Raw genomic sequence first — 24,925 nt, 5'->3', positions numbered from 1 at the left:
TTTTTAGCTTTTTACTCTACAGCCACCATCTCCGAAGTTCAGGATGTCTGGGTCATCGGTTCCATTAAGTCTATCAAGTACATACTGGTAAACCGGCAGCTGGTGTGCGCACGGGGCGCCGGGGTTTACTAGCGGGTACTGGGTTGAATCGATCTTGTAGCCCCCGGCTACTTGGGTGTAGATATTAACCTTGTTTTCGAAGTACTGCGGAACTTTTGGAACAACATCCGGCACATTATATATCCGGCAGTTGTCAGCTACGCTGTTGTTGTACGTATCGGCAAAGGTGGCATCGCCAGTCATCGGAGACGCGTAAGTATACACGCTAAGATCCAGACCTTTACCTAGGCCGGTGGAGGCAGCGGCGGCATAATAGGTTGCCAGCGTGGCTCCCAGGCTATGACCGGCAACCACTGTCCGCACATTTGCGGCATCCGGCATCATAAGTGCCGGATCGGCTGCAACAATCTTTAACAGGAGGGGCACAATCTGCGTAGTGGCATCTTGCGGTGACACGATCAGACCTGATTCATAAAGATCGTAAAAGCCGGATGGAACCAACCCTTTATTGTTAAACTCCTTAAAGGGAGTGGGAACAAAAAAAGCATCTGCAATGACTTCAAACTCGTTTTCTGTACCGCGGATGGCGATCACGTAGTCCCGGGTGCTGTTATGCTGTGCTATAAACCCGTAATAGACGAGGTCAAATTTTCCGGGGAAAATAATGTCATTCATCTGAACATTGTACAATACATTGTAGTTTGTCATAAAGTCCTTGTCCACCAGCGCCTGGTAGTCCTTGTTGTTACAGATATTTTGATACGCCTTTAGTGAAGGATTAAGTTGTGTTGACGTATCATTCTCCTTTACTGCCTGTTTGTAAATAATGTCTGCCAGGTTAACTAATTTGGCGTACTGAACGGCCTCTGACAGGGAAACGGATAAAGATTTGACTTGGGATTCCATAGAAAAATGGTTTGAGGGTGAAAAATGATTGATGCTTGAGGGGGCCTTAACGATCTGTTGAACATTCACAAGTATTCCAATTTAGCACAATTTTTTCTTTTTTCAATATGGTAACTCTGATCTCTTTACTCTTGTCTGAATAGATATATAATGGATAATCAATGTATTTATGAATTTTGATATATTCGTTTGGTTATAACTACCACGGATGTATTTTCAACATCATTCACCTCAGGCACAGCGTACGTCAGAAAATCTTACCAGGGCTGGTGGTGAATTGGTACTTTTTAAAACGAGGAACCACTGGCAACAAGTGATCAGCATCAAGGAATAATTATTTACTGCAATTACTCACCGTCAGCCTGGATAATGAACACATAGCGGTTTATACAAGCTGTTCCTCCCTAAAGAGATATTAAAAAGTTAAATAAACTATATCCAATTATTTAAACATCCGGACTAATTGCATTGACCGGCTGATTTTGTATCTTGCGCCGTTTCGATTATGTTCTAGCTTTCCAATGAAGATTATTCTATTGCTCTGCTCCCTTTTGGTCACAGTGGCTGATCTGGCCGCAAGAGCTGAGCAAGGGCCTTATGTAATACAACATTACACAGATCAGGACGGATTGCCGCAAAACAGTGTGAAATTCATTGCCCCGGATGAATACGGCTTTCTGTGGACGGCAACTGAGGACGGAGTTGCAAGATTCGACGGCCGGCAATTTGCTACATTCAATAGTAAGCTCAGCCTCCAGAACAGCCGTATACAGTATGCTTTTCCCGGAACAGGCGGAAAAAACACGATTTTTAGAACAGTAAATGAAGAAGAGATCTCCGTCTCTAACGGAAAGGCAGTGTTAGTACCTCATACTGGTAATTTCGGTTACATCTCCAATAATGATCCTTCAAAAGCTATTCCTGTTATGGGCTTTCGCAATGGCCTGCGGGATCTGGAAGCCAGTCATTACCTGATTCCTGTTAATGGGGACCGTTACTTCAGGATTACGAAGGATACAGTACGTTATATAGAAAAAGGCCGCGAACGTTACCGTATATGCTACCCCGGTATTGATCCAAAGAGAGCCTTTACGCAGAATGGAGAGCTCTGTTACCTGGATCGGGGCGGCCGGTTTGTGCTGCTTGACGGAAACGGAGCGCATGTTTTGCAATGGGAGGGAGATCTGCCGCCGCTTCCGCTTTCACCCACCGCAAAGGATGAGGGGGAGATCTTCTGGAATTTTGCCGCACAACAGCAATTTCTTTACACAGGCGGCTCCTGCTTCAGGATCCGGCTGGTAAACAGGTCCGTTATCCAGGCCGCATTAATATTGAAAGGATTTGATATTGACGGCAAAGCTATTATTTCTATTTACCACGACAGTACTAATCAAAAGGTGTTCCTGGGCAGCCATACCAAAGGGCTGTTTATATGCACGCCCAAACAGTTCCGGATCTTTAAAACGGAAGAAACGCAAAATGATGTCTATTACGCTCAGGCCATATTCCGTACAGATAACATTGTAACGCCGGGAGGGAACGTATTTAACCGGGGAGGTAAGATCGGCAGGGTTCCGCTGCCGGATTCGATATGGACAAACGACAAGTATAGCATAACACAGGACATCAACGGTAACTATTGGTATAAAAGTTATCACCGGCTCACCAAGCTTAACCGGGACCTTACGAAAATATTATGGAGCGGATCAATGGATGATGAAATAACCGTTTTATATGCAGATAAAACCGGCCGGCTATGGATAGGAGCCAGGAATAGCAGCTTATATTTCCTTGAAACAGCTGATCCGCACCCGCAGATCCAGCCCTTCCTGCCAGATGTGAAAGATGCCAGTTATATTCTGGACGACGGGCAGACGCTGTGGACCGGCACGGGAAAAGGCCTGTACCGTATTCACCTGCTTTCCCGCCGGGTTGATACCATACCGGGTTTGGAGCATCTTTACATAAGAAGCCTTTATATGCCGGCAAAGGGCGAGCTGTGGATCACTACTTACACCAATGGCGTCTTCCTGTACAGGAACGGCCGGCTTACCAATCTGCCGCTGGACCCCAAAAAATACCTGGCCACTGCCCACTGCGTGATTGCGGACGAAAAGGGATTCCTGTGGGTTACTACCAATAAAGGGCTTTTCCAGTTGAGCTACAAGGATGTTATAGCGTATGAAAAAGGGGAAAGGAAAGACCTGTTCTATCTTTATTATGGAATGGAGCAGGGTTTCAATACTAATGAATTTAACGGTGGATGCCAGCCATGCGCATTAAAGCTACCAAACGGCGACATTTCCCTCCCTTCGCTGGACGGGCTGGTATATTTCTCGCCCGGAACCATACGGCAGCAGCTGCCAGACAAGCAAATATTTATTGACGCAGCTGAATTAGATACAAAACCTGTAGACATTGACAGCAGCATCTCGCTACCCGGTAATTTCCATCATCTTAGGTTGTATTTGAGCACACCTTATTTTGGAGATCAGAATAACCTCCGGCTTTATTATTCACTGACAAGAGAGGATGCCGATGGCGGCGAGTTGTGGTTACAGGTAAATGATAACAGGTCTATTGAGTTCTCATCTCTTCACTCAGGAAAATATAACCTGAGAATACGTAAAATAGCCGGTTTTGGCGCTGATGGCATCACGGAGAGGCTTTTTGTGATCAATATACAGAAGGCTTTTTATGAAAAAAACTGGTTCCGGATCCTGGTAGCTGCAATATCAATGTTATTGGTGTTTGCTTTTTTCCACCTGATGGCGGAAAGGATGAAGCGAAAGAACCGCATACTGGAGTTACATGTAATGGAACGTACGAAGGAACTGATGGAAACGCTGGATAACCTGCAGCTCTCTGAACAGCAGTTACGCAAGCAGGGATTTATCCAGCAGCGGTTAACGGCGGCAATGTCCCATGATCTGAAGACGCCATTGAAATATATGATGCAGGTATTGCGCAAAGGTTACGGCGACAAAACGGGAATAGGAGAGGACGAGCGGAATGTTATCTTTGAAAGCCTGTATAATATGTTCCACCTGGTGGAGAATCTGATCTCCTACATGAAATCACAATATACAAGTGATGATTCATCACTGGAGACAACGGACCTCTATTACCTGCTGGAGGAAAAGGTGAACATTTTCCGCAGATTTTCCGCAGCAAAGGATGTAAGTATTGTGAATGATACGCAGCCCCGTTCCCTTGTGCTGGTAAACCGCCAGCTGCTGGCTATAGTGATCCATAACCTGCTGGATAATGCCGTAAAGTATACCCGTAAGGGATATGTACGGTTAAAAGCCTCCTGCGATGGGGAAGATATCCATATTCAGTTCATTGACACCGGCATTGGTATGCCGCCGGAGATGACAGCATGGATAAACCAGTACAGGAACGGGATGTCTATTACAGCAGGAAGACCACCTTCCTATGACGGAATAGGATTGCTGATGGTAATGGAGCTGCTGCAGCTGATCAACGGCAGTATTACCGTTAACCCGAATGATGGCAGTGGGACCGTTATTAATATTAGGTTGACTGTTATTGAATAGGAACTTTATGCAGCCGGATCTTGTCCAGCAGGTCTACAATGCTGTTGACCCCCAGTTTTGAAAAAATACGCGTTTTATAAGTGCTTACAGTGGAGACCTGTATATGCAGCATTTCTGCCGTTTTTTGCAGAGGGATACCTTTGATCAGCAGGTTCATAACTTCAATTTCACGGATCGAAAGCACAGCAAAAGGGTCCTTTTCAGGTGCCTTGTGCTGGTTGAACTTATTCAGCATCTGCTGCCGCGTAACGGCACTCATGTATTTTTCCCTTTTTAAAAGAGTTTGTATAGCCAGTTTTGTTTCTTCTTCCGATGAATTCTTGCTTAGGTAACCATCCGCGCCGGCCAGTAAATAGTTGATGGCATACATTTTCTCATCATAAGCCGAAAAAATAAGAACCATCACATCAGGATGCTGCAATCTTATGGCATGCAGCATCTGGCTGCTGTTGCCTCCCGGCAGGTTTATATCGAGTATGAGGAGGTCAAAGGGTTGTTTTGACAGAATATTGACCGCATCATCAAACGTTTCAACGGCAGTTACGTTAACAGATTCCGGCAGGGTTGCTATAATTTTGGCAAGGCCATACGTGACAATAGAGTGGTCATCGGCGACAAGGACATTGAACATTTTCTCAATTAATGATGCATGGGCAAAAATAATATATTTTTCAAATGTGTAATACTATTTACGTGTAGTAAAATTACTACAAGCATTGTAGGGGATAGCTATGTTTTAGTGTGCATCTGTATTCTATTTTTGCCACATCAGAAAAAAAGCAAATAGGTAATATCATGACTGTCCTATGAAATAGCCTGTGGCAACAGGCGTCATATTATTGCTTTCTCCTTTGCACCATATCCCTTTGAAGCGCCCAAAAATACCGCAATATTTTAGACAGCTACCTATGAGGCAACTTTACAGAATCTTTTTCGTTTCCTGTTCCTTCTTGTTATTCCTATGCCTGAACAGCCGCGCAGAGGGCTCAAAGGACTTGTACCCAAGCGGTGCAACCGGCCATAGGGCTTTCCTCATGAGTGCCAGCGTTACCCACGTTTCGTGGGTTTTTCCGTCATTAGGCACTCATTATGCCTATGTTAATGCAGGGGAGACGATCGCTGCAGCTTCCAGCGCGCAGGGCCGCGGCAACGGGCAGATCCGGTTGACCGCCCCTGACGGTACCGTATATACGACTACGGTCGGTTCTGCTACAGTAGGGCAGATCGTGAATCGCGCAGGCGAGCTGTCAGGCCCCTTTGTGGGATATACGCCTTTTACACAGGTAGCCGGCGCCGGTCAGGGCGGCCTTTGGAGAATAGATTTTTTGCCAACAGGAGATCCCTCAACGGTTTCTTATACTGGTGCTGCCACTACTTTGGCAGATGCTGCCTGGTCACAACCTAACCCCAGCAGTGCAATTGCCGCCTGGGATGTATCGGTGAGCAATGCCGGCACAATTGTCCCTGGTAGAGTATATGCGAATGTGATGGATATGTTTGTAAATAATGGGAACTACTACGGTAAACTGTATGTGCAGACTAATGATGGTTATACATATAAAGTAAACAATAACGGGCAGGCTGGTGCCGGTTTCGTTTTTTTTGTTAACAACAAAGGCATCACCAACGGTAGCAGCGATGCCGCCCTGCCAACTTACCAAAGCTTTAATGGAACAACCGGTGTAACGATGTGGAACCCCACAACACCGGATGGGGCGCAGACCATCACACAAAAGATATTTTACGCATTGCCGGATGCCGGATTGCCGGCTTCAGCGCCATTACCCGGCGGAAGCAGCACCTGGCTGAAAGTACCCAAAATAGCACCGGCAGTAAACAGTATTGTCATAGAAGGAGTGGAAGGAACGCCGGGACAGGTAAGTAGTAAAGGAGCTAATATTAAATTCAATGCGAGTGTGGCCGGTACTTACCGGATCTCTTTAATCGGATCAGGTAGTTTTGTAACAAGAACGATGACCGGCTCAGCTACAGCCGGCAGCAATGTCGTATACTGGGATGGTCAGGACGGCGCAGGCGTAGCTCCTTCCCTGGGAACCGCTAGCATTACGGCTAACATACAGCTGCAGGGTGCAGAAGTACATTTCCCGTTTATGGATGTGGAGAACAATGTCAATGGTATTGTCATTGAACAGCTGAATGACGACGGCACAGTGAAGAGTGATTTTGTGTTTTGGGATGACACCAATCTGCCTACTGCCACCGGCGTACCCAACCCCAAATTCAACGGTAATACCGGCAGTGGTATATCCAGCAACACCAACGGCCATAAATGGAGTGGTGGCTCTCCCGGTTATGGGGATGGAAAGACGATGGATACCTGGACATATGTGCTGGGAGACGTGGCATCTACTAATACAACTCTCAATATTAGACGGGCTGATCTGGCAGTGCAATCTGTCACTCCCTCATCTCCGGTTACACAGGTAGCAGCAGGGCAGTCCATTACCTATAACATTCCGGTAGTTAACAATGGCCCGAGTGATGTAACCGGCGCGCCGTTCATGTTTAAGGTGCCTGCCGGTTTTACTATTGCCAGTCTGTCAGATATCACAATAACCACCAGCTGTGGCGCTGTTAACAGCGCTGCAATAGATGCCAGCGGAAACTATACTGCACTGCTGGATCTGCCCAACGGATGTCTGATCACTTTTGGCATCACCGGTACGCCGGGGGCATCACTGGCAGGAGGTTCGTTGAACATGGAGGCCAGTATCATGCGTCCCAATGATGTAACTGACCCCGACGCCACTAATCCGGATGCTGCTGTTCCCCCTACGGATCCTCATATTGAGTGTGAAAACGGTACCGGGACAGAGTCATGTAATAATATAAAATATAATTCTTCAGTTTCGGTTACTGCCAGCGCCGACATAGTTACTGTCAAAAGCACGGCTGCTACGAATTATGTGCCCGGTAACAGCGTGACCTATAATATTACCGTAACCAACAACGGTCCCAGTGATGCGGCCGATGTGAATATAATTGACAACGCTCCTGCGGGCACTACCATCAGTGGCTGGACAGCGGTTGTAACTACCGGCATAGTAACCCTGCCTACTACTAGTGGTACTGGTAACCTGAATGAAATAATTGCAACACTTCCTAATGGCGCCGTAGTAACTTATACGGTAACGGTTGATGTTCCGTCTGATTATAACAGCAATCTGGTTAACACAGCTACCATAACCAGTACAACACCTGATCCGGTACCTGCTTGTACAGGTTGTACTACACCGCCGTTATCTGCAGCACCTAAGGCAGATCTTGTAACAGTGAAAAGCACCAGTGCAACAGACTATGTACCTGGCCAAAGTGTGACTTATACTATTACCGTAACCAACAACGGACCCAGTGATGCGGCCGATGTGAATATAATTGATAACGCTCCTGCGGGTACTACCATCAGTGCCTGGACAGCGGTTGTAACTACCGGCACCGTAAGCCTGCCCACCCCCAGCGGTACGGGTGATTTAAATGAAATAATTGCAACACTTCCTAATGGTGCCGTAATAACTTATACTGTAACGGTTGATGTTCCATCTGATTATAACAGCAGCCTGGTTAACACCGCTAGTGTTACCGGTACAACACCTGATCCGGTTCCGGCTTGTACGGGTTGTACCACACCGCCATTATCTGCAGCACCTAAAGCAGATCTTGTAACAGTGAAGAGCACCAGTGCAACAGACTATGTGCCAGGTCAAAGTGTGACTTATACCATCGCCGTAACCAACAACGGTCCCAGTGATGCAGCTAACGTGAATATAGTTGATGCAGCTCCTGCTGGTACCACTATCAGCAGCTGGACCGCTGTTGTAACTACCGGTACCGTAACCCTGCCCAGCCCCAGTGGTACTGGTAACCTGAATGAAATAATTGCAACATTGCCTAATGGCGCTGTAGTTACTTATACAGTAACGGTTGCTGTTCCATCTGATTATAACAACAACCTGGTTAATACAGCTACCGTAACCAGTACAACACCTGATCCGGTACCTGCTTGTACGGGTTGTACCACACCGCCATTATCTGCAGCACCTAAGGCAGATATTGTGACAGTGAAGAGCACCAGTGCAACAGACTATGTGCCTGGTCAAAGTGTGACTTATACTATTACCGTAACTAACAACGGACCCAGTGATGCGGCCGATGTGAATATAATTGATAACGCTCCTGCGGGCACCACTATCAGCAGCTGGACCGCCGCTGTAACTACCGGTACGGTAACGCTGCCCACTACCAGTGGTACGGGTGATTTAAATGAAACGATAGCAACATTACCTAATGGCGCAGTAGTAACTTATACTGTGACAGTTGCTATCCCATCCAATTATAACAGCAACCTGGTTAACACCGCTACCGTAACCAGTACAACACCTGATCCGGCTCCTGCTTGTACGGGTTGTACCACACCGCCGTTATCTGCAGCGCCTAAGGCAGATCTTGTGACAGTGAAGAGTACCAGTGCAACAGAGTATGTACCTGGTCAAAGTGTGACTTATACCATCACGGTGACCAACAACGGGCCTAGTGATGCGGCCGATGTGAATATAATTGATAACGCTCCTGCGGGTACCACCATCAGCAGCTGGACCGCTGCAGTAACTACCGGTACCGTAAGCCTGCCCAGCCCCAGTGGTACTGGTAACCTGAATGAAATAATTGCAACATTGCCCAATGGCGCCGTAGTAACTTATACGGTAACGGTTGCTGTTCCATCTGATTATAACAGCAACCTGGTTAACACCGCTACCGTAACCAGTACAACGCCTGATCCGGTACCTGCTTGTACGGGTTGTACTACACCGCCGTTATCTGCAGCACCTAAGGCAGATCTTGTAACAGTGAAGAGCACCAGTGCAACAGACTATGTGCCTGGTCAAAGTGTGACTTATACTATTACCGTAACCAACAACGGACCCAGTGATGCGGCCGATGTGAATATAATAGATAACGCTCCCGCCGGTACTACCATCAGCAGCTGGACAGCGGTTGTAACTACCGGCACCGTAAGCCTGCCCACCCCCAGCGGTACGGGTGATTTAAATGAAATAATCGCAACGCTTCCTAATGGCGCAGTAGTAACTTATACAGTAACGGTTGCTGTTCCATCTGATTATAACAACAACCTGGTTAATACCGCTACCGTAACCAGTACAACACCTGATCCGGTACCTGCTTGTACGGGTTGTACCACACCGCCATTATCTGCAGCACCTAAGGCAGATCTTGTGACAGTGAAGAGCACCAGTGCAACAGACTATGTGCCTGGTCAAAGTGTGACTTATACTATTACCGTAACCAACAACGGACCCAGTGATGCGGCCGATGTGAATATAATAGATAACGCTCCCGCCGGTACTACCATCAGCAGCTGGACAGCGGTTGTAACTACCGGCACCGTAAGCCTGCCCACCCCCAGCGGTACGGGTGATTTAAATGAAACGATAGCAACATTACCTAATGGCGCAGTAGTAACTTATACTGTGACAGTTGATATCCCATCCAATTATAACAGCAACCTGGTTAACACCGCTACCGTAACCAGTACAACGCCTGATCCGGTACCTGCTTGTACAGGTTGTACCACACCGCCATTATCTGCTTCATCTAAAGCAGATATTGTAACAGTGAAGAGTACCAGTGCAACAGACTATGTGCCTGGTCAAAGTGTGACTTATACCATCACGGTAACCAACAACGGGCCTAGTGATGCGGCCGATGTGAATATAATAGATAACGCTCCTGCGGGTACCACCATCAGCAGCTGGACCGCTGCAGTAACTACCGGCACCGTAAGCCTGCCCAGCCCCAGTGGTACGGGTAACCTGAATGAAATAATTGCAACATTGCCCAATGGCGCCGTAGTAACTTATACGGTAACGGTTGATGTTCCATCTGATTATAACAGCAACCTGGTTAACACCGCTACCGTAACCAGTACAACGCCTGATCCGGTACCTGCTTGTACGGGTTGTACTACACCGCCGTTATCTGCAGCACCTAAGGCAGATCTTGTAACAGTGAAGAGCACCAGTGCAACAGACTATGTGCCTGGTCAAAGTGTGACTTATACTATCACGGTGACCAACAACGGACCCAGTGATGCGGCCGATGTGAATATAATAGATAACGCTCCCGCCGGTACTACCATCAGCAGCTGGACAGCGGTTGTAACTACCGGCACCGTAAGCCTGCCCACCCCCAGCGGTACGGGTGATTTAAATGAAATAATCGCAACGCTTCCTAATGGCGCAGTAGTAACTTATACAGTAACGGTTGCTGTTCCATCTGATTATAACAACAACCTGGTTAATACAGCTACCGTAACCAGTACAACACCTGATCCGGTACCTGCTTGTACGGGTTGTACCACACCGCCATTATCTGCAGCACCTAAGGCAGATCTTGTGACAGTGAAGAGCACCAGTGCAACAGACTATGTGCCTGGTCAAAGTGTGACTTATACTATTACCGTAACCAACAACGGACCCAGTGATGCGGCCGATGTGAATATAATAGATAACGCTCCTGCGGGTACCACCATCAGCAGCTGGACCGCTGCGGTAACTACCGGCACCGTAAGCCTGCCTAGCCCCAGTGGTACGGGTGATTTAAATGAAACGATAGCAACATTACCTAATGGCGCAGTAGTAACTTATACTGTGACAGTTGCTATCCCATCCAATTATAACAGCAACCTGGTTAACACCGCTACCGTAACCAGTACAACGCCTGATCCGGTACCTGCTTGTACGGGTTGTACTACACCGCCGTTATCTGCAGCACCTAAGGCAGATCTTGTAACAGTGAAGAGCACCAGTGCAACAGACTATGTGCCTGGTCAAAGTGTGACTTATACTATTACCGTGACCAACAACGGTCCCAGTGATGCGGCCAATGTAAATGTGCAGGATGCAGCTCCCGCCGGTACTAACATCAGTAGCTGGACTGCTGCAGTAACCACCGGTACGGTAACCCTGCCCACTACCAGCGGTACTGGTGATTTAAATGAAACGATAGCAACATTACCTAATGGCGCAGTAGTAACTTATACTGTGACAGTTGCTATCCCATCCAATTATAACAGCAACCTGGTTAACACCGCTACCGTAACCAGTACAACACCTGATCCGGTACCTGCTTGTACAGGTTGTACCACACCGCCATTATCTGCTTCATCTAAAGCAGATATTGTAACAGTGAAGAGTACCAGTGCAACAGACTATGTGCCTGGTCAAAGTGTGACTTATACTATCACGGTGACCAACAACGGGCCTAGTGATGCGGCCGATGTGAATATAATTGATAACGCTCCTGCGGGTACCACCATCAGCAGCTGGACCGCCGCTGTAACTACCGGCACCGTAAGCCTGCCCAGCCCCAGTGGTACTGGTAACCTGAATGAAATAATTGCAACATTGCCCAATGGCGCAGTAGTAACTTATACTGTGACAGTTGATATCCCATCCAATTATAACAGCAACCTGGTTAACACCGCTACCGTAACCAGTACAACGCCTGATCCGGTACCTGCTTGTACAGGTTGTACCACACCGCCATTATCTGCTTCATCTAAAGCAGATCTTGTAACAGTGAAGAGTACCAGTGCAACAGACTATGTGCCTGGTCAAAGTGTGACTTATACTATCACGGTGACCAACAACGGGCCTAGTGATGCGGCCGATGTGAATATAATAGATAACGCTCCTGCGGGTACTACCATCAGCAGCTGGACAGCGGTTGTAACTACCGGCACCGTAAGCCTGCCCACCCCCAGCGGTACGGGTGATTTAAATGAAATAATCGCAACGCTTCCTAATGGCGCAGTAGTAACTTATACAGTAACGGTTGCTGTTCCATCTGATTATAACAACAACCTAGTTAATACAGCTACCGTAACCAGTACAACACCTGATCCGGTACCTGCTTGTACGGGTTGTACCACACCGCCATTATCTGCAGCACCTAAGGCAGATCTTGTGACAGTGAAGAGCACCAGTGCAACAGACTATGTGCCTGGTCAAAGTGTGACTTATACTATTACCGTAACCAACAACGGACCCAGTGATGCGGCCGATGTGAATATAATAGATAACGCTCCTGCGGGCACTACTATCAGCAGCTGGACTGCTGCAGTAACCACCGGTACGGTAACCCTGCCCACTACCAGCGGTACTGGTGATTTAAATGAAACGATAGCAACATTACCTAATGGCGCAGTAGTAACTTATACTGTGACAGTTGCTATCCCATCCAATTATAACAGCAACCTGGTTAACACCGCTACCGTAACCAGTACAACGCCTGATCCGGTACCTGCTTGTACGGGTTGTACTACACCGCCGTTATCTGCAGCACCTAAGGCAGATCTTGTAACAGTGAAGAGCACCAGTGCAACAGACTATGTGCCTGGTCAAAGTGTGACTTATACTATCACGGTGACCAACAACGGGCCTAGTGATGCGGCCGATGTGAATATAATTGATAACGCTCCTGCGGGTACCACCATCAGCAGCTGGACCGCTGCGGTAACTACCGGCACCGTAAGCCTGCCTAGCCCCAGTGGTACGGGTGATTTAAATGAAATAATCGCAACGCTTCCTAATGGCGCAGTAGTAACTTATACTGTGACAGTTGCTATCCCATCCAATTATAACAACAACCTAGTTAATACAGCTACCGTAACCAGTACAACACCAGATCCGGTACCTGCTTGTACGGGTTGTACTACACCGCCGTTATCTGCTGCATCTAAAGCAGACATTGTAACAGTGAAGAGCACCAGTGCAACAGATTATGTACCTGGCCAAAGCGTGATTTATACCATCACGGTGACCAACAATGGACCAAGTGATGCAACGACTGTAAAAGTGCTGGATAACGCTCCTGCGGGCACTACCATCAGCAGCTGGACCGCTGCAGTAACTACCGGTACAGTAACGCTGCCCGCCACCAGCGGTACGGGCAACCTGAATGAAACGATCGCAACATTGCCTAACGGCGCCGTAGTTACTTATAGTGTAACGGTTAATATTCCATCTGGTTATAACAGTAGCCTGGTTAACACAGCTAGTGTTACCAGTACAACGCCTGATCCGGTTCCTGCTTGTACGGGTTGTACTACACCGCCGTTATCTGCAGCATCTAAAGCAGATCTTGTAACAGTGAAGAGCACCAGTGCAACAGACTATGTACCTGGCCAAAGTGTAACTTATACTATTACCGTAACCAACAACGGACCCAGTGATGCGGCCGATGTGAATATAATAGATAACGCTCCTGCGGGCACTACTATCAGCAGCTGGACCGCCGCTGTAACTACCGGTACGGTAACCCTGCCTACCACCAGTGGTACTGGTAACCTGAATGAAATAATTGCAACATTGCCCAATGGCGCCGTAGTAACTTATACGGTAACGGTTGATATCCCATCCAATTATAACAGCAGCCTGGTTAACACAGCTACCGTAACCAGTACAACGCCTGACCCGGTTCCTGCTTGTAACAGCTGCACCACGGCACCGCTTTCTCCGGTGGTATCAAGTGCAGATATAGTAACGGTGAAGAAGACGCAGGATGCAGGACAAACAACGTTCCTGCCGGGTGATGATGTGATCTATACTATCACGGTAACCAACAATGGACCAAGTGATGCAACGACCGTAAAAGTGCTGGATAATGCTCCTGCTGGTACCACTATAAGCAGCTGGACCGCTGCTGTAACTACTGGTACGGTAACCTTGCCCAATACCAGCGGTACTGGTAACCTGAATGAGACAATCGCCACCCTTCCCAACGGAGCAGCCGTTGCTTACACAGTAACCGTCCGCACACCAGTTGATTTCAAGGATCCCCTGAGTAACACAGTAACTGTTACCAGCGCAACACCTGATCCGGTACCAGCATGCCCTGCTTGCGCTACCCCGGCAATCACACCGGTAACGGTTACTTCTCCTCCGGTGGCAACAGACGATGTAATCGAAGGTAAAACCGGTAATACCGTGACCATATCTGTGCTGGATAACGATAAACCAGGCAATGGCGCCACTCCAAGCCCAATCGTTCCATCCACAATAGAGCTGATAACACCACCCGCGCATGGCACTGTAAAGATCAATGCAGACGGCACGATCGTTTATACACCCGATCCGGGATACTACGGAGAAGATACATTCACCTATAGGGTGCAGGATGAAGCAGGCAACTGGAGCAATACCGCTACTGTAAAACTTTCAGTAGTGCCTAATGACCTTGAGATACCCAATGTAATAACACCGAATGGCGATGGCAATAATGACAGATTTGTAATAAAAGGACTGGAAAAGTATACGCAACATGAAATTATCATTTTCAACCGTTGGAATAATATGCTCTACCGAAGCAGAAACTACCAGGGCGACTGGGAAGGTAAAGGCTTGAATGCAGGCACTTACTATTATACGTTGAAAGTGCAGGAAACCGGTGGACAGTGGAAAACATATAATGGTTATATCATGCTGCTGCGCTAACATGCGGTGACCCCGGCTGCCGGGAGCACGGTGGCCGGGTTTAAAGATGTTTTCGCAAGCTGATACGGTTCTTTTACAGCAAAAATGAGAATATGAACAAAATATTTACAAAGATTTTTTTCTTACTGGGGGGCACATTTTCCTGTTTATCTGCATTTGCACAGCAGGACGTTCAATTTAGCCAGTATATGTTTAACAGCTTATACATCAATCCAGCCTATGCCGGTTACCGCGAGCAATGGAATGTAAATGTATTCTATCGTTCCCAATGGGCCGGATTTCCCGGCGCTCCTAAAACTTTCTCCGTTGCAGCCGATGGAACGGTAAATGAGGGGCGTATAGGGCTGGGCATCCAGGTGGTGAACGATAAACTGGGTGCACAGAATAATACTGCAATGTATGGGAGCTATGCCTATCGTATCCCCATTGATGAAACAGGAGAAAGAACGCTTGCTTTGGGCATAGGCGCCGGATTTGTACAGCAAAAACTGGATATGGAAGCGCTTAACCCCGCCACCCAGAACGATGCATTGTTGATGAACGCAAAGAAAACAGCGTTTATGCCGGATGCCAGGGTAGGGATTTATTATAACAGCGAACGCCTGTACGCAGGCCTGTCAGCAGATAACCTGATAACGAACTCATTTCAGAAATCAGACGGGCTTAAAACCTACCTACCATTGAAACCTCACATGTATTTTACATTCGGCGGGCTTGTGCCATTATCTGAGGACGTGTTACTGAAGCCGTCGTTGCTGGTAAAGGAGGATTTTTCAGGGCCTACAAGTCTTGATGTCGGTGCTTTCTTCCTGTTAAGCCAGCGGATATGGCTGGGTGGCTCATACCGTACAGCCATATTAAATAAGGACAATATCGATAACTCAGTTAAAAAGGCAGGGGCCATTGTAGGTATGGCAGAAGTGTTTGTTAACAGCAAGCTACGCATAGGATATGCCTACGACCAGACCGTGAACGGAACGGGCGCCACCAGTTACACCACCCATGAGGTATCATTGAGTTATTTCTTCAATAGCCGCAAGGCAAGAATGTTGTCCCCGAGGTATTTTTAGAACTATTAGCCAATCAAGATGGATAAAAGAAAATTTAATTTCCCTACACTGTTCAATATAATAGCGGCTGCTGGTTTGGCCATAGCCGTAACAGGAACCGCCCATGGCCAGTATGTGAAGAAAAGGGCAGAGGATCAGGCAGAGCTGTATAATTATGCCCGCGCTATTCCCCTGTATGAAAAGGCATACAAAAAGAGAGTAACCGCTGAAGCTGCACGCGGCGCGGCGGAGGGGTACCGGTATATCAACGAATACGTCTTTGCTGAATCCTGGTATGAAAAGCTGATGCAGATATCAGGACATACAGCAACAGACGAGTTGCACTATGCAGAGGTACTAATGAACAACAGCAAGTATGCCGAAGCAAAAACGGTGCTGGACAGTTTTCTCCAGAAAGGGGACGGAAACGGCATTGCGGGAAACATGCGTAAAGGATGTGACAGCGCAATAAAATGGCTGGCCGCCCCGGTAAAAGGCCGCCTGGAGAATGTGCAGGCGCTGAACAGCTCCTGGTCCGACTGGAGCACTGCATTCATTGACGGCAGGATCATATTTGCTTCTGATCGTCCTACAGACTCTCTGCATCGTAAAACATTAACAGGCACATCCCATATCAGTAAAAGATATTATGGCTGGACCGGTAAGAGCTATCTTCATCTTTACGAAGGTAATGGTAAGGACACCAGCAGTACCCGGTTAATGGGGCGTGATATTAATGGTTACTATCACAGCGCCAGCGCCAGTTATACAGTTAATGAAAAAAGATTCTACTATGCGGTGACCGAACTTTTGCGAAAAAGAGGAAGCTTTTTGGGAAAGGATGAACCCTATACATTAAATGTTGAGATCATAGAACAGCGGTGGGATACCGTTAAGCAGGTATGGAAGCAGACAGCGTTGTTCCCTTATAACGGGATATTCAACTACTCAGTTGGTGACCCCTGTATCACTCCTGATGGCAAAACACTTTATTTTGCCGCTGACTATGGAGATAAAGGTTATGGTGGAACAGATATCTACTACAGCCAGATGGATGAAGCAGGAAAGTGGCAGACCCCGGTAAATATGGGCCCCGGTATCAACACATCAGGTAACGAGCGCACGCCCGCCCTTGATGGGAATGGCATATTCTATTTTGCTTCTGATGGCCGCCCCGGAATGGGCGGGTTGGATTTATACAGGGCCGGCAGGACCGGCGAAAACGATGCCTGGCAAGTGGTAAATATGGGCAGCCCTGTCAACAGTGCGCAGGACGATTTTGCTCCTGCTTTTGACAATACTGTATTCTATTTTTCTTCAAACAGGTTTGGTGGCCAGGGCAGCGATGACATTTACCGGTTCAATGCCGCCAGGATAGCTCTATTCCGCTTATCCGGAAAAGTACTGGACAAGCATACCAATACGCCGTTGGCCGGTGTGGTAGTGACGCTGGATAATAACCAGACAGGCGCACCACAGAAAGTTATAACAGATAGCGCTGGTGAATACCAGTTTACGCTGGATACCGCATCCTCCTATAAATTGAGTGTTGTAAAGACCGGCTTCTCTGCGGAAACAGCCATAAACGTAACAACAACCGGCCTGTCTGTCAACAGTCTTCGTCATGATATCTATATGGAGCAGGTAGTGCTGAACAAACCTGTTGTACTGCAGGCTATCTATTTTGATCTGGATAAATCCGACATCCGGACGGATGCCGTTGCAGAACTGGAAAGGCTCATAAAACTACTGAAGGACAACCCCACATGGAAGATGGAGATCTCTTCACACACAGATGCAAGGGGCAGCAGCAGCTATAATATGAAGCTGTCGCAGCGGCGTGCAGCATCTGTAGTAAATTACCTGGTATCAAAGGGTATTGACAAAGAAAGGCTCACAGCGAAAGGTTACGGTGAATCAAAACTGGTGAACCGCTGCGCTGATAATGTGCCCTGTTCGGAAGCAGAGCACCAGGCAAACCGCAGGACCGCATTTACAGTATTGGATAAGTAACAGAACGGTGAATACCTTGGTGATGAGGAGCTTCTTTTCGAGGCTCCTCTTTTTTTTGATAATAAACAACGCGTAAATTACCTGCCCATAATCTTTTTTGTTACAAATTCGCTGAAAAAGAAATCCCTGTAAATATTTCCGATAGGGATTTCGTTTGTACCTATGTACACCGTGTTATTATCCACAGAACCAATATGCTTAACGTTGATGACATAGGATTTACTTACTCTCACAAACATGTCTTTTGGTAATTGATCGTAGATGGTTTTGATATTCATCGCCGCAATTACTTTCTGATTTTCGCTGTGCATCACGACATAATCTTTTAAAGCCTGAATAAAAAGTATGTTATTGAAATAGACTTTAAAAATTCTCCGGTCTGCTTTCACAAAGAAAAAGTCGTCTGCTACCTGTTCGATATTGTTATTAGCGTAATCCGCCTTGAATAATTTGGAGTAGGTGTGGGCTTTTTCAACAGCCTTTTGAAAACGCGCTGATTTTACGGGTTTTATCAGGTAGTCAATCGCATCTACTTCGTAGCTGTCGGTAGCAAATTCAGAATAGGCAGTTGTAAAGATCACAAATGTTTCTTTCGGAATGGACCGGGCAAATTCAATTCCGTTAATTCCCGGCATTTGTATGTCAAGAAAGATTAATTCAACTGTATTGCTTTCTATAAAATTTGTGGCGGTTTCAGGGCTGTTGAACGAACCGATTAAATTTAAACCATCAGTTTGGTTAATCAATATCTCTATGGCTTCCCTTGCCAATGGTTCGTCATCTATAATAATACAGTTCATAGTTTTATTATTAAGGTTACGCAATACCTTTCTGAGTCATCTTCTATATTTAAACGATGTGTTGCCGGGAACAAAAGTTCCAGTCTTCGTTTAATATTTATCAACCCCAATCCGCCTGTATCATTAACGGATTTAAGCATAGGCTTGGAGTTGATGCATTTAAAGAAAAGCTCATCGTTCCTGACATCGAAATACAGGTTTACATAAGATGGTTTTGTTGCATCATTGTTGTGCTTCACAGCATTTTCCACAAACGGAATGAACAGCAACGGAGGAATTTGCACACCGCTCAGATCTCCCTCTTTTGAAATTAGAAAATCAAAACTATCCCGCCTTACTTTTTCCAGATTTAAAAGATCTTCTAAGAAATGAATGTCCGAAGTCAACAACACCTTATCTCTTGCACTGTCATAAAGTTGGTAGCGAAGCAGATCGCTCAGCTTCATTAAAACCTGCGAGGCTTTATCAGGGTCTTTCTTCGTTAGAACATTGGCATTGTTTAGCATATTAAACAAAAAATGCGGGTTGATCTGGTTTTTCAATTGTTCCAGTTCTGCATAAATTTTCGACTGTTCCAGCTCGTAGATCAATTGCTTGTCCATCATTCCTTTCTGAAACAGTTTTATGGAAGATGAAGCCGCTAACAGCAGCGCGGTAAGGAAGGAGAAAAGTGGGATATTCACCCCATTTTCTTTATTAAAAGGATTGAAAAAATAACCATAAATAGCCACTACAACAACGATGCTGATCACAGATAAGCAGTATGCAATATTTCTGTTCCTGAACAAAAACCTGGGCACCAGCACATACATATTTACATAGAACAATATAATAAAATATACAAATACCGTTACCGGGTTGGCAATTACGGAGCTGCTGTTGTACAGCACAGCACCTATAAAAGCAATGAGCAGCAGATGCCGTAGTATTCTGCGGTCAGGTGAGATCAGGAAACGAAAAAGCACGTTTTCGCTAATAGGCTGCTGATGGGTAAAATCATTCATTTATAAAATTGTAAGAACAAACTTAACATTTAAAGCTATGCTCTGATCTGCTTTTATACGAAAGTGTGGGCTTTTTATACGAAAGCGGGAAGTATTATAAAAACGCATAAAGCAGGATATATATTTCGTAGTGTCCCGGCATACTTTCCTATAAAAGATACCGCTTTTGGTATAATTAGAAAAAGGCGGTTGCCCAAATGGATAGTTTTGTGTCCAATCTACAATTGTTAAATCGACTTTTAAAAGATGAGATACAAGATCATTTGTACACTGCTGTTTATAACCATTTCATTCGGGGCCTGGTCACAAGGGAAGGTCACATTGAGTGGAATAATCACCATGAAAACAAACACTGAAACAATAACCGGCGCAAGCATTTTCATTCCTGAAGCAAAAGTTTCAACAATTACCAATGCGTATGGCTTTTATGCTGTCACCCTGTCTAAGGGAGCATATACAATCGTTATCAGCTGTATAGGATTTGAGAATATTGAGGAACAGATCTCTCTGACAGAAAACATCAGGAAAGATTTTTCCATGCTTGAAAAAAGCAAAACTTTAAATGAAGTAGTGATAAAATATAATCGTTCAGCAGGCAACATCCGAAAACCGGAAATGAGTGTAAATAAACTCACTATTTCCACCATTAAAAAGATGCCGGCAGTTATGGGCGAGGTTGATATTTTGAAAGCTATTCTGCAGCTTCCGGGAGTTTCCACTGCACAGGAAGGAGCAACAGGTTTTAACGTCAGGGGCGGTTCGGTTGACGGCAATTTGATATTGTTAGATGAAGCCGTTGTATACAATACTTCACACCTGTTCGGCTTTTTCTCTGTTTTTAATGCGGATGTGATTAAAGATCTGAAACTGTATAAAGGCGGAATACCTGCTAATTTCGGCGGGCGTACTTCCTCCGTTTTGGATATTTATCAAAAGGAAGGGAACAACAAAGTATATCACGTAACGGGTGGTATAGGGGCGGTTTCGAGCAGATTGTTGGCAGAAGGCCCGATTGTAAAGGATAAAAGCTCGTTCGTAGTTGCTGGCCGTACTTCTTATGCTCATTTGTTTCTGAAGCTGGCTGACAATCCCAATGCTGTTTCTTTTTACGATTTGAATGCTAAGCTGAATTATAAGGTCAATGACAATAACAGGCTTTTCCTTTCAGGATATTCCGGCAAGGATAAAATGGATTTCAGCAATTTTTTCAGCAACAATTATGGGAACTCATTCCTTAATCTTCGTTGGAATCATATCTTTTCCGAGAATTTTTTTTCCAATGCATCGGTCATTTACAGTAAGTACGATTATGGCCTGAAGATAAAATATGTTGGCATTGATTGGGTATCGGACATCCGTAATTATAATTTTAAATACGATTTCAACCATCATCTGTCTGATAAGCTGGTTTTGAATTATGGCGTTAATTCCATCTACTACCAATTCAATCCCGGCACAATAAAACCTATGGATTCTACCTCGTCTATCAATGCTGACCAAATTGAAAAAAAATATGCCTGGGAAAATGCATTGTATATCAGTGCAGAGCAAAAGCTCACGGATAAAATATCCGTGACCTATGGACTGCGATACAGCAATTTTCAACGCCTGGGGCAACAGAATATAAATAAGTATGCCAATGATCAGGCAGTGATCTTCAATCCTGAGTTACAAATTTATGAGCAAGGAACGCCCACGAGCATAACACATTACAATAAGAACAAAAAAATTATTGGTTTTGGAAATTTAGAGCCACGGTTGGCAGTTTCTTATTCCATAAATGACGACCAGTCTGTTAAGGCCAGTTATAACCGGATGAGCCAGTATATCCATTTAATTTCCAACACAGCTTCCGTCTCTCCACTCGAAATCTGATCTCCGGGCGACCAAAATTTGAAACCCGAAATCCTTGACCAGGTTGCATTGGGCTATTTCAGAGATTTCAGCAATGGGAAATATTCTTTGGAAACAGAAGTTTTTTACAAGAAAATTAAAAACAAAGCAGATTACATTGACGGCGCCGAATTGATTGCCCAAAAAGCCATAGAACAGGTAATGCTAAACGGGGAGGCAAGGGCTTACGGACTAGAGCTGATGCTGAAGAAAAATACCGGAAAGCTTACAGGCTGGCTTTCGTATACACTTTCTAAAGCAGCGCAGCGCACACCGGGAAGAAATGCAGAGGAGCCTGGCATTAACAACGGCGAATGGTATCGTTCCAATTACGATAAAAGGCATAACCTTTCACTGACAGCCGCTTATCAGCTGACGAAAAAATGGAGTTTCGGCGGCATTTTTACCTACCAAACAGGGAAGGCTGCAACCTATCCCATCGGCAAATATCAGTACCAGGGAATTAGGATCGCAAATTACGGAGAGCGGAATATTAATTCGCTTCCGGCTTATCATCATTTGGATCTATCGGCAACCTACACCTTAAAACCTGACAGCAAAAAGAGGTGGAAAGGTGAATGGGTGTTCAGTATTTACAATGTTTACAATAGAAGTAATGCCGCATCTCTTATGTTTGAGCAAAACAGGGAAACAGGGTTGAGCGAAGCAAAGAGGATCTCGATTTTTTGTATCATTCCGGGCGTGGCTTACAATTTCCGATTTTAATGCTAATAAAATAAAAATGAAAAATATACTTATATACCTGGTAGTTTTATTCTGTCTTATTCTCCTGTCCTGCACAAAAGTAGTGGAGGTGGACCTGGAAACAGCAGAACCGGAATTGGTAATTGACGCATCGATTGATTGGGTAAAGGGTACAACCGGCAATGAGCAGAAAATCAAACTCTCCACCACAACCGGATATTACAGTACTACATTTCCAACAGTTTCAGGAGCAGATATTGTTATAACAAATTCGGAGAATACTGTTTTTAGTTTTATAGAGAATCCCGGTACAGGAGAATATATCTGCTCCAATTTCCATCCGGTTATCGGGGAAAATTATACATTAAAAGTAGTTTTAAATGGGGAGATCTATACCGCAACCGAAACCTGTATAGAAGTGCCGGATATTGAAAATAATATTGAACAGAATGATAAAGGCGGATTTGGAGGTGATGAAGTAGAGATCAAATACTACTACCAGGATAATGGCAATGAGGATAATTACTATCTGCACCGTATTCTATCCCCTGTATCAGCGTTTCCGGATTATAAAGCCAAAGATGATGGGAAAAGCCAGGGCAACTTAATGCAGGAATATTTTTCTGACAAAGTCCTGAAGGCCGGAGACATGATAAACATCAGGCTGTATGGAATTTCCAGGAGATATTATGATTATTTCAGAAAACTATTAGCGGCATCCGGGGCACAGAATGGCCCGTTTCAAACAGCACCAGGTTCGGTGAGAGGGAATATCATCAATCAGACCCATTTCGCAAACTTCGCTTATGGATATTTCAGATTATCGGAAGTGGCCGTAAAGGATTATATGATACAATGATTAATCAGGCTCATGGATATTGCATGTATTTAGCGCTCATCAACTAGCAGTATAGGAAAGGTTATGTAACCTTTTTCGTTCCCATCCAGATTACTTTGGGGTGATTTACCTTTTATGCCTCAAAACAGGAAAGCCGCGTAAATCGTGCGATTTATGCGGCTTTGATACTGTCTCGAACTTTTTCTGTGAACCTGTTGGTACAAAGTTCGAACTCTTTATTGGAAGATTTGAGAAAATTATTATCTATTAAATAGCTCTTAGCCAATAGAATCGGGGTAGTATATTGAACTTGGGGCGATTTTGCAAGTGCAGTGAAAAGCGTGATTCCGAAATAGAACGCGACAGCGTACTATATACAAAATGCCCTCCAAAAAGCTTCCTGATGCAGACGATCTATGAACTTTGTTGCCCGGTTTCGTCAAAAACTTGTAAATGCTTGTTGCTTTAATTCGTAAATTAGTAAAAGCTGGTTAACCTGTATAAAGTATGAAAAGAAAAAAGAGGTTGTTCAAAAGGAACTCGACCATTCACTAGACAAAAAAACAAAACCCACGCCACGCGCAGGTTTTGCAAATTTCCAGGGATCCCTATGGTACAGAATTCGAACCGGTTACAAGACCGCCGGTTCGGCTTTCGTTTCCCAAAATACTTTCCTAACAAACAGTCATCCTCATCGTTTCACTAGCCGTATAAGCCAGATCAGTATGATAGCCCCCACCAGGGCCACAATTAGTGAGCCTAACAGACCGCTGCCTATATGAATGCCAAGTTGACTGAAAAGCCAGCCACCCAGCCAGCCGCCTATTACGCCCACAATAATATCCACAATTATCCCAAACCCTTCACCACGCATCAATTTCCCGGCCAGCCAGCCGGCTATGCCCCCGATAATAATAGTCCAAATCATAAAGTGATGTTTTAATATTTAAATTAAATATACTATATAATTTTTGTTATTACAATAGGAGAATAAACCCCAACTCATTGGCCATATTGCCCGACATCCCGCTTCAGCCAGCCAGTAATACTCATCCTTGGTTTATTGGTGAACAATACTTCATGTTCCAGCTCACTGCTTTTGAAGAAAACACTTTTACCACCTATGGGGGTCACCCTTTGATCGTAACCGGCATGGTAGATGCATAATTCCCCGCCGTCAGTTTCCTGCCAGTCTCCATTCAGGTAAATGATCATAGAGTACTGGCGGCTTTGGTTGCTCCTGAACTGGTCAAGGTGCCGCTTGTAAAAGTCGTATAAGGTGTAATGAAATTCGTAGCCGGTAATACCTGTGTAACAGGTGCTGTTCAGATGCTTCACAAAACTATCCATCAAGTCAAAAAAGGCATTTTCATGAGGGTCGTTATGTTTGCGGTCCAGCCAGTAAATAATATCAGTCCTGACTAATTTGTTATGGACCACCGCTACGTCGTTTCCCGTGCCGGCTGAGCGGAGCTGGTTGCCTGTATGTATCCCCACGAGCAAGTACATGTTTTTTTCTTGAAGAGGGAGGCTCTACTTTTTATGCAGGTGTCCAGTTGTGTGGG

The 24,925-nt window shown here is 45.4% G+C and carries 13 protein-coding genes; 7 read left to right on the top strand and 6 right to left on the bottom strand.

The window, feature by feature from the left end:
• Positions 1–3 precede the first annotated feature (3 nt).
• A complete protein-coding gene (locus KVT36_RS07770; RefSeq protein ID WP_217602924.1) occupies positions 4–966 on the bottom strand; it encodes a lipase family protein in 963 nt (320 codons plus the stop codon).
• 521 nt (positions 967–1,487) lie between these two features.
• On the opposite strand from KVT36_RS07770, the gene KVT36_RS07765 reads away from it, so the two are divergent.
• A complete protein-coding gene (locus KVT36_RS07765; RefSeq protein WP_217602923.1) occupies positions 1,488–4,526 on the top strand; it encodes an ATP-binding protein in 3,039 nt (1,012 codons plus the stop codon).
• Here the strand turns inward: KVT36_RS07765 and KVT36_RS07760 are convergent.
• Entirely contained in the window at positions 4,516–5,157 is a 642-nt protein-coding gene (locus KVT36_RS07760) for a response regulator transcription factor (RefSeq protein WP_217602922.1), read from the bottom strand. The two genes, KVT36_RS07765 and KVT36_RS07760, sit on opposite strands and share 11 nt — an antisense overlap.
• Positions 5,158–5,560: 403 nt before the next feature.
• Here KVT36_RS07760 and KVT36_RS07755 point away from each other — a divergent pair, with 403 nt between their 5' ends.
• From KVT36_RS07755 to KVT36_RS07745, 3 genes are all read left to right on the top strand, one after another.
• The gene (locus tag KVT36_RS07755; protein ID WP_217602921.1) at positions 5,561–15,058 is read left to right on the top strand and encodes a gliding motility-associated C-terminal domain-containing protein; all 9,498 of its coding nucleotides are present in this window, start codon (positions 5,561–5,563) and stop codon (positions 15,056–15,058) included.
• A gap of 92 nt (positions 15,059–15,150) precedes the next feature.
• Positions 15,151–16,128 (top strand): type IX secretion system membrane protein PorP/SprF, encoded by a 978-nt coding sequence (locus KVT36_RS07750; RefSeq protein ID WP_217602920.1) that lies wholly within the window; start codon positions 15,151–15,153, stop codon positions 16,126–16,128.
• 18 nt (positions 16,129–16,146) lie between these two features.
• Entirely contained in the window at positions 16,147–18,120 is a 1,974-nt protein-coding gene (locus KVT36_RS07745) for an OmpA family protein (RefSeq protein ID WP_217602919.1), read from the top strand.
• A 77-nt stretch (positions 18,121–18,197) separates the two neighbouring features.
• Here KVT36_RS07745 and KVT36_RS07740 read toward each other — a convergent pair whose 3' ends face one another.
• Both KVT36_RS07740 and KVT36_RS32645 read right to left on the bottom strand, forming a co-directional pair.
• Positions 18,198–18,920: a LytTR family DNA-binding domain-containing protein gene (locus KVT36_RS07740; RefSeq protein ID WP_217602918.1), complete on the bottom strand. Its 723-nt coding sequence runs from the start codon at positions 18,918–18,920 to the stop codon at positions 18,198–18,200.
• Positions 18,917–19,672, bottom strand: a complete 756-nt coding sequence (locus KVT36_RS32645) for a sensor histidine kinase (protein WP_368670008.1) — start codon at positions 19,670–19,672, stop codon at positions 18,917–18,919. Before KVT36_RS32645 ends, KVT36_RS07740 begins: the two co-directional genes overlap by 4 nt.
• A 498-nt stretch (positions 19,673–20,170) precedes the next feature.
• On the opposite strand from KVT36_RS32645, the gene KVT36_RS07730 reads away from it, so the two are divergent.
• The 3 genes from KVT36_RS07730 to KVT36_RS07725 are packed head-to-tail and all read left to right on the top strand — an operon-like array spanning position 20,171 to position 23,381.
• Positions 20,171–21,799: a TonB-dependent receptor gene (locus KVT36_RS07730; protein ID WP_368670007.1), complete on the top strand. Its 1,629-nt coding sequence runs from the start codon at positions 20,171–20,173 to the stop codon at positions 21,797–21,799.
• A gap of 18 nt (positions 21,800–21,817) precedes the next feature.
• Complete coding sequence (locus KVT36_RS33145; protein WP_368670006.1) at positions 21,818–22,543, top strand: hypothetical protein; 726 nt, start codon at positions 21,818–21,820, stop codon at positions 22,541–22,543.
• Between the two features lie 16 nt (positions 22,544–22,559).
• Positions 22,560–23,381 carry a DUF4249 family protein gene (locus KVT36_RS07725; protein ID WP_217602916.1) on the top strand — a complete coding sequence of 274 codons (822 nt, stop codon included), beginning with the start codon at positions 22,560–22,562 and terminating at the stop codon, positions 23,379–23,381.
• 670 nt (positions 23,382–24,051) lie between these two features.
• On the opposite strand, the gene KVT36_RS07720 is transcribed toward KVT36_RS07725, so the two are convergent.
• Positions 24,052–24,288 (bottom strand): GlsB/YeaQ/YmgE family stress response membrane protein, encoded by a 237-nt coding sequence (locus KVT36_RS07720; protein WP_217602915.1) that lies wholly within the window; start codon positions 24,286–24,288, stop codon positions 24,052–24,054.
• A 74-nt stretch (positions 24,289–24,362) separates the two neighbouring features.
• Complete coding sequence (locus KVT36_RS07715; protein WP_217602914.1) at positions 24,363–24,857, bottom strand: 2OG-Fe(II) oxygenase; 495 nt, start codon at positions 24,855–24,857, stop codon at positions 24,363–24,365.
• Between the last annotated feature and the right edge of the window lie 68 nt (positions 24,858–24,925).

The organism is Chitinophaga sp. GbtcB8, assembly GCF_019091455.1.
Classification (GTDB): domain Bacteria; phylum Bacteroidota; class Bacteroidia; order Chitinophagales; family Chitinophagaceae; genus Chitinophaga.
Note: the sequence above shows the minus strand (reverse complement) of the source record. Positions and strands in the feature narration are given on the sequence as shown.

Coding starts and splice junctions, on each gene's coding strand:
- KVT36_RS07770 (WP_217602924.1), bottom strand. CDS start 966: ATGGAATCCCAAGTCAAATCTTTATCCGTTTCCCTGTCAGAGGCCGTT.
- KVT36_RS07765 (WP_217602923.1), top strand. CDS start 1,488: ATGAAGATTATTCTATTGCTCTGCTCCCTTTTGGTCACAGTGGCTGAT.
- KVT36_RS07760 (WP_217602922.1), bottom strand. CDS start 5,157: ATGTTCAATGTCCTTGTCGCCGATGACCACTCTATTGTCACGTATGGC.
- KVT36_RS07755 (WP_217602921.1), top strand. CDS start 5,561: ATGAGTGCCAGCGTTACCCACGTTTCGTGGGTTTTTCCGTCATTAGGC.
- KVT36_RS07750 (WP_217602920.1), top strand. CDS start 15,151: ATGAACAAAATATTTACAAAGATTTTTTTCTTACTGGGGGGCACATTT.
- KVT36_RS07745 (WP_217602919.1), top strand. CDS start 16,147: ATGGATAAAAGAAAATTTAATTTCCCTACACTGTTCAATATAATAGCG.
- KVT36_RS07740 (WP_217602918.1), bottom strand. CDS start 18,920: ATGAACTGTATTATTATAGATGACGAACCATTGGCAAGGGAAGCCATA.
- KVT36_RS07730 (WP_368670007.1), top strand. CDS start 20,171: ATGAGATACAAGATCATTTGTACACTGCTGTTTATAACCATTTCATTC.
- KVT36_RS07725 (WP_217602916.1), top strand. CDS start 22,560: ATGAAAAATATACTTATATACCTGGTAGTTTTATTCTGTCTTATTCTC.
- KVT36_RS07720 (WP_217602915.1), bottom strand. CDS start 24,288: ATGATTTGGACTATTATTATCGGGGGCATAGCCGGCTGGCTGGCCGGG.